Origin of the sequence: Hymenobacter sp. CRA2, assembly GCF_002007105.1 — a bacterium.
Classification (GTDB): Bacteria; Bacteroidota; Bacteroidia; order Cytophagales; family Hymenobacteraceae; genus Solirubrum.
The window spans coordinates 82,616-94,163 of sequence record NZ_MVBC01000015.1 but is presented as its reverse complement, the minus strand read 5'-3'; the positions used below and the strand labels follow the sequence as shown (position 1 = coordinate 94,163).

9 protein-coding genes are annotated in these 11,548 nt (G+C 63.9%); 5 read left to right on the top strand and 4 right to left on the bottom strand.

The genetic code is table 11. From position 1 onward, the window contains the following. Positions 1-289: 289 nt before the first annotated feature. Complete coding sequence (moaC, locus tag B0919_RS20450; RefSeq protein ID WP_078014149.1) at positions 290-796, bottom strand: cyclic pyranopterin monophosphate synthase MoaC; 507 nt, start codon at positions 794-796, stop codon at positions 290-292. A gap of 178 nt (positions 797-974) precedes the next feature. Between moaC and B0919_RS20445 the strand changes: the two genes are divergently transcribed. Next, complete coding sequence (locus B0919_RS20445) at positions 975-2,198, top strand: molybdopterin molybdotransferase MoeA (RefSeq protein WP_078014185.1); 1,224 nt, start codon at positions 975-977, stop codon at positions 2,196-2,198. Positions 2,199-2,580: 382 nt separating this feature from the next. Here the strand turns inward: B0919_RS20445 and ygiD are convergent, their stop codons facing one another. Beyond that, the gene (gene ygiD / locus B0919_RS20440) at positions 2,581-3,465 is read right to left on the bottom strand and encodes a 4,5-DOPA dioxygenase extradiol (protein ID WP_254846635.1); all 885 of its coding nucleotides are present in this window, start codon (positions 3,463-3,465) and stop codon (positions 2,581-2,583) included. A 172-nt stretch (positions 3,466-3,637) separates the two neighbouring features. Here ygiD and B0919_RS20435 point away from each other — a divergent pair, with 172 nt between their 5' ends. Further along, the gene (locus B0919_RS20435; protein WP_078014148.1) at positions 3,638-4,141 is read left to right on the top strand and encodes a cupin domain-containing protein; all 504 of its coding nucleotides are present in this window, start codon (positions 3,638-3,640) and stop codon (positions 4,139-4,141) included. 85 nt (positions 4,142-4,226) lie between these two features. Here the strand turns inward: B0919_RS20435 and B0919_RS20430 are convergent, their stop codons facing one another. Beyond that, positions 4,227-4,823, bottom strand: coding sequence for a Crp/Fnr family transcriptional regulator (locus B0919_RS20430; protein WP_078014147.1), 597 nt, complete (start codon positions 4,821-4,823; stop codon positions 4,227-4,229). A 116-nt stretch (positions 4,824-4,939) separates the two neighbouring features. Between B0919_RS20430 and B0919_RS20425 the strand changes: the two genes are divergently transcribed. The 3 genes from B0919_RS20425 (at position 4,940) to B0919_RS20415 (ending at position 10,107) form a co-directional block, all read left to right on the top strand. Further along, positions 4,940-5,974 carry an LLM class flavin-dependent oxidoreductase gene (locus B0919_RS20425; protein ID WP_078014146.1) on the top strand — a complete coding sequence of 345 codons (1,035 nt, stop codon included), beginning with the start codon at positions 4,940-4,942 and terminating at the stop codon, positions 5,972-5,974. A 230-nt stretch (positions 5,975-6,204) separates the two neighbouring features. Then, on the top strand, positions 6,205-8,739 hold the full coding sequence (locus B0919_RS20420) for a TonB-dependent receptor (protein ID WP_254846634.1): 2,535 nt from the start codon (positions 6,205-6,207) through the stop codon (positions 8,737-8,739). A gap of 96 nt (positions 8,740-8,835) precedes the next feature. Next, entirely contained in the window at positions 8,836-10,107 is a 1,272-nt protein-coding gene (locus tag B0919_RS20415) for a PepSY-associated TM helix domain-containing protein (RefSeq protein WP_078014144.1), read from the top strand. Positions 10,108-10,307: 200 nt separating this feature from the next. On the opposite strand, the gene B0919_RS20410 is transcribed toward B0919_RS20415, so the two are convergent. Further along, positions 10,308-11,504, bottom strand: coding sequence for a serine hydrolase domain-containing protein (locus B0919_RS20410; RefSeq protein WP_078014143.1), 1,197 nt, complete (start codon positions 11,502-11,504; stop codon positions 10,308-10,310). Positions 11,505-11,548 lie beyond the last annotated feature (44 nt).

Sequence of the window (11,548 nt, the reverse complement as noted above, 5' to 3'; positions counted from 1 at the left end):
TCAGGGCGTCATGTAGCGGCGCAGTCAAGCTGCTCGCAGGCGTCGTTGAACAACCTGGGAAAGACCGTCATGCAGAGCACAGCGAAGCATCTCGCGTGCTGACGGCCGATAGTAACTTCCTGTTCAACAGAGGGAGTTACTATCCGGCGAGCTGTCTTGACTTCGCTCGACATGACGTTATTATTTCGCCGTGCAACGAAGCACGCAAGATGCTTCGCTGCGCTCTGCATGACGGTCTTTGATAGACTGCTGGCACTGCACTGACAACTACTCGACAGCGCGTTCTTTTCTACTCTGCTTTGTCTACGTGCAGAAAGTCGCTCTTGCCGCCGGTTTTCGACAGCAGGCGCGTCTGCTCAATGACGATGTCGTGCGAGAGGGCCTTGCACATGTCGTAGATGGTCAGGGCGGCCACCGAAGCACCGGTCAGGGCTTCCATTTCCACGCCGGTTTTGCCCGTCACCGTCGCCGTGCACTCGATGACCACTGCGTCGGGCGGAGTTACGGTCACGGTTACTTGGCAGTTGTCGAGGCCGAGCGGGTGGCAGAGCGGAATCAGGTCGGCGGTTTTCTTGGCGCCCATGATGCCGGCCAGGATGGCCGTTTGAAACACCGGCCCTTTGCGCGTGGGCAGGTCGCCCTGCTGCACCAGCGCCAGGATATCGGCGCCGAGCACCACGCGGCTGCGGGCCCGGGCCACGCGGCGCGTGGCAGCCTTCTGGCCCACGTCGACCATGGCCGGCTGGCCGGCGGCGTTGAGGTGGGTTAGTTTGGGGGAGGAACTAGAATCGGACATAAGCAAAGCAGCCGGGCACCGCAGGCCGCGGCGCAGAATGATAACAACCAAGGCGGCCAAAGGTAACCCGGCCCGCCAAGACGCGCCGCCGGGCGCGGCCGCCCCGGCTTCGGATACGTAAAGCCGGCCCCGGGCGCTACCTTCCGGCCCCGAATTGCTGCTTTTCCGCTTTGCCCGCATGATTTCCGTTGAAGAAGCCACCCGCCTCGTGCAGGCTACCGCCGCGCCGCTGCCCCCCGAACGCATTCTGCTCACCGAGGCCACCGGCCGGGTACTGCGCACCCCGCTGCACGCCGACCGCGACTTTCCGCCCTTCGACCGGGTAACGATGGACGGCATCGCGCTGAATCACGCCGCCGTGGCCGCCGGCCAGACCAGCTTCGTTATCGAACGCACGCAGTTTGCCGGGCAGGCGCCCGAGCCGCTCACCGACATGCAGGCGGCCGTCGAAATCATGACCGGGGCCGTGCTGCCGCCGGGCACCGATACGGTGGTGCGCTACGAAGACCTGCGCATCGAGGAGCAGCCCGACGGCCCCCGCGTGGCCGTGGTGCAGGTACCGCCGCCCGCCGCGGGCCACAACGTGCACCGCCGCGGCTCCGACCGGCCGCAGGGCGACTTGCTGCTGCCGGCGGGCACCGTGCTCGGTCCGGCCGAAATTGCCGTGGCCGCCACCGTCGGGGCCGTCATGCTGGACGTAGCCCGCCGCCCCCGCGTGGCCGTGGTAAGCACCGGCGACGAGCTGGTGGACATCACGGAGGAGCCGGCCGCGCACCAGATTCGCCGCTCCAACGCCTACATGCTGCTGGCCGCCGTGCGCCAGGCGGGAGCCGAAGCCACCATCCTGCACTTCGACGACGACCCCGCGGCACTGGCCACGGGCCTGCCGCCACTGCTGCGCGACTACGACGCGGTGCTGCTCAGCGGCGGTGTGTCGAAGGGCAAGGCCGATTACCTGCCCGCGGCCCTGCAAGCAGCCGGCGCCGCGCAGATTTTTCACGAGGTGCAGCAGCGGCCGGGCAAGCCATTCTGGTTTGGCCGCCACCCCACGGGCGCCGTGGTGTTTGCCCTGCCCGGCAACCCCGTATCGACGTTCATCAACTATTACCGCTACGCCGCGCCCTGGCTGCGGGCCGTGCAGCTGCCCGCGCCGCGCTTTGCCGCTCCCGAGCTAGCGGCCCTGGCCGCCGACGTCATCTTCCGCCCCCGCCTGACGCATTTTCTGCTGGTGAGCCTGCGCCCCGGCCCCGATGGCCGCCTCATGGCCTACCCCGAGCGCGCCCACGGTTCCGGCGACCAGGCCAGCCTCTTGCCCAGCGACGGATTCGTGGAACTACCGGCCGAGCTGACGGAGTTTCGGACCGGCGAGGTGCTGCCCGTGTGGCGGTTTCGCGGCCATTGATTCCGCTGGTGCCGGTAGGCGGCGCTGCTTCTTACGCGCCGAGTCTGCAAGGCCTGTCAATGGCTTGCCAAGACAAGGCACGTTGCCCGCCAGTTGCTCTTAAAGGTGTAGAACAGCATTTCCGTTTTCGCTACGGCCCCTTAAGCGCTTAGGGGTGGCATGCGCATTTGACAACGGCAGGCTAAGGGCTTAGACCAACGTTTCCGTTTTGACAATGCTTGCCTAAGCCTGTAGACCAACGTTGTCAAAACGGAAATGCCTGCCTAAGCGCTTAGGCAGGCATTTCCGTTTTGGTATTGGCATTGCTAAGCCCAACCATGGCCGTGACACGGCAGGTAATGGCTGGCCGCGGCGGGGCGCCGGGCCTGTTCGTAGCTCGAACTTACCCGATGGCCACCGTGCGCATGCTCAGCCCGCCGAAGCTGACTTCCTCAAAGGCGTGGCTGATGGGCTCGTCCCGGTCGGCCAGCGCCAGGGAGTAAAGCAGCGGCCAGTAGTGGTCGGGCGTGGGCACCGACAGCGGGCCGCTGGCACCGGCTTTCTGCACGTCGAACAGGGCCGTAAAGTCGCGCTGATCGATGCGGCCTTTCACCCATTCGTCGAATTCTACCGCCCAGGCATAGGGCGAGGCGTCGCCGGCCATGAGCTTCTGCATGCTCTGGCGCAGGTTGTGCACCACGTTGCCCGAGCCGATGATGAGCACGCCGCGCTTCCGCAACTCTTGCAGCTGGGCGGCCAGAGCGAAGTGTTGCGCGGGCGTCTTGTGCACGTCAAGGCTGAGCTGGAACACGGGCACGTCGGCGGCCGGGAACAGGTGGTGCAGCACCGTCCAGGTGCCGTGGTCGAGGCCCCACTCGTCGGAGCCGTGCAGGTCGGGCACCAGGGCCATGGTTTGCTGCGCGTACTCGGGCGCGCCGGGCGCGGGGTACTGCATGGCAAAGAGCTCCTGCGGGAAGCCGCCGAAGTCGTGGATGGTTTCGGGCCGCTCGTTCAGCGTCACGAAGGAGCCGCGCGTGAGCCAGTGCGCCGACACGACAAGAATGGCGTTGGGCTTTTGCCGCTGGCGAATATCCTCACCCATCTTCTTCAGAGCGCGGGTAAACGTGTTGTCTTCCAGCGCATTCATCGGCGAGCCGTGCCCGATAAAGAGCACGGGCATCTTGGTGCTGCGCTGAAACGACGAGGATACTTTATGAAGGTTTTGCAGGTTCATGGCCGAAGCAAAGGGAAGCAGCGCCAGGGCTTTCAGGAAGGCTTTGCGGTCCATCGGGCAGCTTCCGAGTTGGTACATGACAAAGGTACCCCGCCCCGTAGGCCCGCGCCTTGATGTATGGTAAGAAATGGCCGCCGGCAGCAGGTAGACCACGCCTGCACCCGGCCGCAGCAGCTTGCTCAGGCTTACAGTATCTTCCCGCTCCCATCCGCTTCCAGCTTACTCCATGACGGCTCAGGAAATCATCCGGCACCTGCACCTTACGCCCCACCCGGAGGGCGGCTACTACCGCGAAACGTATCGCTCGGCGCATACCACAGCTGATGAAGTCGGTCAGACGCGCAACGTAAGCACGGCCATCTACTACCTGCTGGAAAACGCCGACAAATCCCATTTCCACCGCATCAAGTCCGACGAGCTGTGGTTTTTTCACCAGGGCCAGCCGCTGGAAATCGTCGTGCTAAGCGGCCAGCAGGCTACCAGCATCATTCTGGGTTCCGATTTCGCCCGCGGCGAAGTGCCTCAGGCCGTCGTGCCGGCCGGCGCGTGGTTTGGGGCCCGCGTCCGGCACGGCGCGGGCTTCGCCCTGGTGAGCTGCACGGTGGCTCCAGGCTTTGACTTCGCCGATTTCGAACTGGCCAGCCGGGCAGCCCTGAACGGGGAGTTTCCGCAGTGGCAGGAGCTGATCGAGCAGTTTACCCCCGTCGCACCAGCCGGTTCTCATAGCTAACTGAGGCACTTTGAGGCACTTCGACTTCGCGACGCACCTTGCGTCGCGCGCCTACCTTTCACGCGGCCGCGGAGCCAGCGTCCCTTCAGTGCCCCGCCAGCTCGCGGCGGATGCGGCTCAACGACTCCGGCGTGACGCCCAGATACGCGGCAATCATGCGCTGGGGCAGGCGCCGGGCCAGCGTGGGATACGTGTGCTGAAAATCCACGTAGCGCTGCTCGGCCGAAGCGCTGAGCGTGAGCACCAGGCGCCGCTGCAGGGTGCGCACGTTATTTTGCAGCAGCTGGTGAAAGAACTCGGTGAAAGCCGGCGTAATCTGGCTGAGCTTGCGGAAGAAGGTCGCGTCGAACAGCAGCACTTCGGAATCTTCCACCGCATCGATGGTAAACTGGGCGGGCTCGCGGCGGCTGAGGCTGTTCGGATCGGATATCCACCAGTGCTCGGGCGCAAACTGAATGATGTGCTCCTTGCCTTTGCCATCGACCACGAAGGAACGCAGGCACCCGCGCGCTACGAACGCGCCCACGCGCGCGACGTCGCCCGCGCGCACCAGCTCTTCGTGCCGGGCCAGATGGCGCGGCTCAAATATGGCCTCGATAGCCGTGAGCTGCGCCGCCGTGGCATCCGACAGGTGCTGACGAAAGTAATCGAGGAGCACGGCTTGGGGCGCGAAGGAGTTCATAGAGCGCAATATCGGGCGGACGGTACGTCATCCGGTGCGGGTAATGGGCAAGGACATCGGCTGAACCACCGCCCGGGCCCGACGGTTATGCTTCCCTAGCCATTCACCCCGCAGCTATGGAAACCACCCCGCCCCTCCGCCTGAGCGTGCTCGACCAGTCGCCCGTACGCCCCGGCGCCACGCCCCGACAAGCCATTCTGGAAACGGTGCAGCTGGCCCAGCTGGCCGACCGCCTCGGCTACACGCGCTTTTGGGTTTCGGAACACCACAACACGCAGTTTCTGGCCGGCACCACGCCGGAAGTACTCATTGCTCATCTGGCCGGCCAGACGGAGCGCATCCGCGTGGGCTCGGGCGGGGTGATGCTGCCCCACTACTCCGCCCTGAAGGTGGCCGAGAACTTTCGCATGCTCGAAACGCTTTTCCCCGGCCGCATCGATATGGGCATTGGCCGCGCGCCCGGCTCCGACCGCTTTACCGCGCACGTGCTCAACCCCGGCAACCAGTTCAGCGACGAGGAATTTGCCGAACAGCTGATGGACCTGAAGGCTTACCTCTTCGACGAGGAAGTGCCCGACACGGTGCACGCCAAGGTAAAGGCCATGCCCCAGGCGCCCACCGTGCCCGAGCCGTGGCTGCTCAGCTCCAGTGGCCAGAGCGGCCTGTTCGCGGCTCACCTGGGCATGGCGTTTTCCTTCGCGCAGTTCATCAACCCCAACAGCGGCCCCAAGCTCATGCAGCTGTATCGCGACCGGTTTCAGCCGTCGGCGTTTTTTCAGCAGCCCACCGCCAACGTGGCCGTGTTCGTGCTCTGCGCCGATACCGAGCAGAAGGCCAACGAGCTGCGCGCCGCCATGGAGCTGCAGATGCTGCGCATCGAGCAGAACCGTCGCGGCCCCTTCCCCACCTACGAGGAAGCCCGCGACTACCCGTATACCGACGAGGAACGCGGCCGGCTGGCCTACAACCGCGGCCGCATCCTGAGCGGTACGCCCGAACAGCTACACCGGCAGCTTACCGAGCTGGCCCGCAGCTACCAAGTCGAGGAAATCGTGGTGGTCACCATCACGGCCGACTTCGAGGATCGGCTCCGCTCCTATCAGCTGCTCGCGGAAGCCTTCGAGCTGGCTCTGGTGGCGGCAACGGTCTAGCTGGCGTAACCTTTCTGATGACACCTAAACCGCGTCGGGCCAACTGGTTCCGGCGCGGTTCTCTTTTTGGCGACTACCGTTCAAGGTGATTTTCATCAGCTTATTTAGAAAAGTTTCAATTTGTAGCGAGGTTTGTTTGGACGGAATCTAAACAGTGCGTTGCTTTGCATCACTTTTGAATCAGTCTAAATAACTGAATGACCCGCTCCCTACCTTTCTTGCTATTGGCAATGGCTCCTTTGGCCGTCACTGCCCAGACCAAACTTAGCTATATCAGCCAACCCGGTGGCGACGAGCCCACCGCCCCCCAACCCGCTCACGGCCAAGCAGTCGGCCGCGTGGCACTAGCCGATGGCGAGTCCGCCGAGCAAGTATCGGTGATGGTGAAGGGTACCACCATTGGCACCAGCACGGAAGCCGACGGCTCCTTCCGGCTGCGCCTGCCGGCAGGCAAGCAAACGCTGGCCATTGCCTACCTGGGCTACGTGACGCAGGAAGTGGAAATCGAAGTGCCCACCCGCGGTACCGTGAGCGTACCGACGGTGACGCTGGTGAAGAGCACCAACCAGCTGACCGAAGTCAAAATCACCGAGGCGCGCACCATCAACCAACGGCCCACGGGCGTGAGCAAAATGCCCATCCGCCCGCTGGACCTGCCCCAGGCCGTGGTGACCATCAACCAGGAAACCCTGGAGCAGCAGCAGGTGCTGCGCCTGAGCGACGCCATCGTGAATGCACCCGGCATCTACGTGACCAGCACCACCGGCGGCACCCAGGAAGAGCTGGGCAGCCGCGGCTTCTCCTACGGCTCGAATAATACCTTCAAGAACGGGGTCCGCTTCAACAACGGCATCATGCCCGAAGCCTCCTCGCTCGAAAGCCTGGAAGTACTGAAGGGCAGCGCCGCCATCCTATACGGCAACGTGGCCGCCGGCGGCGTGCTGAACCTGGTGACCAAGAAGCCGCGCTTCGAGCAAGGCGGCGCCGTGGGCCTGCGCGTTGGCTCGTTTGGCTTCTGGAAGCCGATGGTGGACGTGTACGGCGCCGTGGGCAAGAGCGACAAGGTGGCCTACCGCCTGAACACCACCTACGAGCGAGGCAACAGCTACCGCGACGAGGTGCAGTCGGAGCGCTTCTATGTGAACCCTTCCCTGCTTTTCAAGCTCACGCCCAAAACCACGCTGGTACTGGAGGGCGACTACCTGCGTGACAACCGCACGCCGGACTTCGGCATTGGCGCCATCGACTACGTGATTCTGGATTCGCGCAGCCGCTTCCTGAACCTGCCCGACGCCCGCAACGCCACCACCCAGACCAGCGCCACCGCCACGCTCACCAGCCGTATCAGCGACGCCTGGCAAATCCGCGCTGTGGGCGGCTTCCAGCGCTACGACAACGAGCTGCGCTCGGCGGCCCGCCCCACCAACATCAACAACGGCACCATGCCCGAGGTGAAGCGCGGCAGCGTGGTCGTCTCGCCCAAGCACCCCAAGCCCAGCCTCTACGGCGACTGGGGCCGCAACCTGCAGCGCAGCGAAACCACCGAGAACTACTACCTGGCGCAGCTGGACCTGACCGGCAACTTCCACACCGGCTTCCTGGGCCACACCCTGCTGGTGGGTGCCGATGCCGACCAGTACCAGACCAACTCCCTGGCCTACGTTGCGCAGGCGTATGATTCGATCAACGTTCTGAACCCCAACAAGGTGCTGGGCCAGCCCAACAACCGCGTGACCGGCTACGACGCGCTGCTGCGCAACACCCTGACCAAGGGCAATACCCGCCGCGCCGGTTTCTACGTGCAGGACCTGCTGAGCATTTCGGAGAAGCTCAAGGTGCTGGCCGGCCTGCGCTGGAGCTACCAGGAAACGCCGAGCGACCTGTTCACCTACAACAACGCAGCCGGCACGGTGACCTACGCGCCCACTCGCCGTTTCGACAACGCCTTCTCGCCACGCCTCGGCTTGGTATACCAGCCGCTGAAGACGACCTCGGTGTTTGCCTCGTACTCGAACTCCTTCCAGCCCAACACCGGCCGCGACGCCTACGGCGCGACGCTCGCCCCGTCGACCTTCGACCAGTACGAAGTGGGCATCAAGAACGACCTGTTCAACGGCCTGCTCTCGGCTAACGTGACGGCCTACCGCATCGTGAACAGCAACCTGGCCCAGACCTACCTCGGCCCGGTACTGGCCAACGGCCAGCCGGTGCTCAATCCTGACGGCTCCGTAAAGCAGAACCTTGACTCGAACGTGAAGGAGCTGGCCGGCGAAGTAACCAGCAAGGGCGTGGAAGTAGACGTGCAAAGCAAGCCTTACCTGGGCTGGTCGGTCATTGCCGGCTACAGCTACAACCACACGGCCTACACCAAGAGCAACATCTACGAAAACAACAGCCGCCTGCGCTACAACCCCGCGCATACGGCCAACCTGAGCCTGTTCTACACCTTCGACAACTCGGCGCTGAAGGGGCTGAACGTGGGCGTGACCGGTTACTACGTGGGCGACAAGCTGGCCGGCCGCAACTCCCGCACCTACGACCCCGCCACGGGTATGCCCTGGGCCAACGGCGACGCCTTCAAGCTCATCACCATCCCTAACTACGTGCAGCTGGATGCCTCGGTGGGCTACACCTATCAGCGTTTCTCGCTGCGGGTGAAACTCGCCAACCTGCTGAATGAGTTGAGCTACAACCTGCACGACGACAACAGCGTGAACCCCATCGCACCGCGCAACTTCTCGGCCACGCTCTCCTACAAGCTGTAACTTTACCTCTCCCTGATTTAGTGCCGCCAACCCATCGGGCTCCGGTTATCCACCGGGCTCGGTGGGTTTGGCACACCTAGCCACCGCAGCCCTGCCATGAAGATTTTCTTCCGCAACATTCACCTCTACCTCAGCCTGATATCGGGCCTGATCATCGCCGTGGTGTGCTTCACCGGCGCCGTGCTCGTCTTCGAAAAGGAGCTGGAGCAGGCCCTGCACCCGGAGCGTTACTTCGTGGAGCAGGCCGGGGCGCAGCGCCTCTCGCCCGCCCAGCTGGTGGCCGCCGTGCAGGCCAAAGTGCCCAAGGCCAAGGTGACCAGCCTCAAGCTGTACGCCGACCCGCTGCGCACGGCCGAAATTACGCTGGCCGGCGGTGGCCCTGGCGGCAAGGAAGGCCGTGAGGGCAGCATGCGCCGCGGCGAAGGCGGCAGGGAGCACCGCGCGGGCCGCGGTGGTGAGCAGGCAAACGCAGGCGGCCGTGAAGGCAAGGGTGGCGAGAAAGGTGGCAAAGGCGGAGGCGGTGAGGGTGGCCGCGGCCCGCAGTACTTCGTGAATCCCTACACCGGCGCCGTGGTGGGCCCCTACGTGTACCGCGACACGTTCTTCTTCACCATGATGGCCCTGCACCGCGGCATGGTGGGCGGCCCGGTGGGCAAGCTCATCGTGGGCGTGAGCACGTTGCTGTTCCTCTTCATCATCGCCACCGGCATCGTGCTGTGGTGGCCGGCCACGGGCAAAATCCTGAAGCAGCGCCTGCTGGTGAAGTGGGACGCAAGCTTCAAGCGCCTCAACCACGACCTGCACATCGTGCTCGGCTTCTACTCGGCCCTGTTCCTCTTCGTCTTCGCCTTCACCGGCCTGGCGTGGTCGTTTGAGTGGTTCAACAACGGCATCTTCGCCGTAACGAATTCCAACCCGAAGGGCCCCGAAGCCCCGAAGTCGGAAGTGGTGCTTGGCGCAGGCAAACTGGGCTTTGATCAGGCCTACACGGTGGCCCAGCAGCAGGTACCGGGTGCCCTCTCCTACGCCATCAGCCTCCCGAAGGACTCGGCCGAAGCCGTGCGCGTGATGACCACCACGGCCAACGCCGCCTACGAAGGCGCCACCGATGAGCTGTACCTCGACCAGTACACGGGCCGGCCGCTGGGCAAGCTGGACTTCCAGGACCGCAACCTCGGCCAGCGCGTACGCCGCACCTTCAAGCCGGTGCACACCGGCGCCATCTTCGGTATGCCCTCCAAGATTATTGCCCTCGTGGTGTGTGTACTCGGCGTGACGTTCCCGGTAACGGGCGTGATTATGTGGCTGAACCGCCTGAAGAAAGAGCGTAAGAAGACGCGCAAGCAGCAAGTAGTGGCTACGGCTTAATCACGGCAGCGAATAAGTAAAACCGGCCCGGCCAGCTTCGTGACGAAGCTGGCCGGGCCGGTTCGCTTAGAAACGGGGGACAACTATGTTGCTTAACTAGCCGCAACCATGCGCTGAACGTCCGTCAGAGACAAATCTACCACCGGTTTACCCGTGCGGCCCCGTCGCATCAAGGCTGTGGCCGCTGCGAATATCAGCCTTTACTGTGCTGCTTCGGCCAGTTCCACTAGGAACCGGAACGGCGACTTACCAATGGCTTTGGGCGTGCTGCTGTTGAACTGCACAGCCAGGGCCATTTTCTGTTCGGGCAGGTAAATCATTTCCGTCAGGTAGCCGGGAAAGAAGCCGCTGTGCCCGTAGCTCGGCCCAAGGCTGGTGGGCCGCAGAATGACGCCCAGTCCGTACTTGGCTTCGTTGCCGAGCATGGGCGCGGCCACGCCGGTCAGCATTTCGGGTAGCATTTTCGCGTCGAACGCCCGTCCTTCGTACATGGCCTTGGCCCAGCGGGCCAGGTCTTCGGTGGTGGAGGCTATGCCGCCACCCGTCCACTCAAACTGCGGGTTGATAACGAAGCGGCCGTTCTGCAGCATGGCATCGGTGCCGCTGAACTCGTTATTGGGTCCCGCGTAGCCCTGCACCACGCCCGGAATCCGGCGGCGGTCGGTGGGCACGGTGTGGCGCAACTTTAGCGGTTTCAGTAGCCGCTGCGCCACCAAGTCGTAATAATTTTTTCCGGTTACTTTCTCGATGATCATACCCAGCACGATGTAGTTCGTGTCGGAATAGTCCCAGCCCTGCCCCGCGGCAAAGGGCGCCGGCGCATCGAAGAGGTAGGCCAGCAGTTCGGCGGGCTGCCACACCTTGTCGGGCTGGGCCTTAAGGTCCTTCAAAAACTGCTCCTTGAACTCGTAGCGCACCAAGCCGCTGGTGTGGTTCATGAGCATGCGGACGGTAATATCCTGAGCGTTGGGCAAGCGGCTGAACCACGGCTCGGTGCCCAGGTATTGCGCCACTTTCGCATCCAGGTTTAGCTGTCCCGACGCTACCAGCTGCATGGCCAGTGCGGCGGCGTACGTCTTGCCCACGCTGCCCTGCAGCATCAGGTCCGTCGGCTTCATGGGCCGGTTGGCTTCTTTATCGGCCAGCCCGGTAGCCAGCGCGAAGCTGCTGCCATCGGCCAGCACCACGCCCACGGTAGCACCGGGAAAATGCCCGTTGCGGTGCAACTCGTCGAGCTTGGCCTGTAGCGTCTGGCGCAATGCCGCGGAGCTCTGCTTGGAGGCAGCAGTTATGGCCTGGGCGCCGACCGGAACCGGCCCAGCCGCCAGGCCAATACCCAGCAGCAGGTGCCCGGCAACGACACATTTCCGAAAGTCAGCACGCGTAAAAAAGGCCATCGGCAGGAAGGTTAGGGAGGTAGTGCCACTGACAAGGGCTCCGC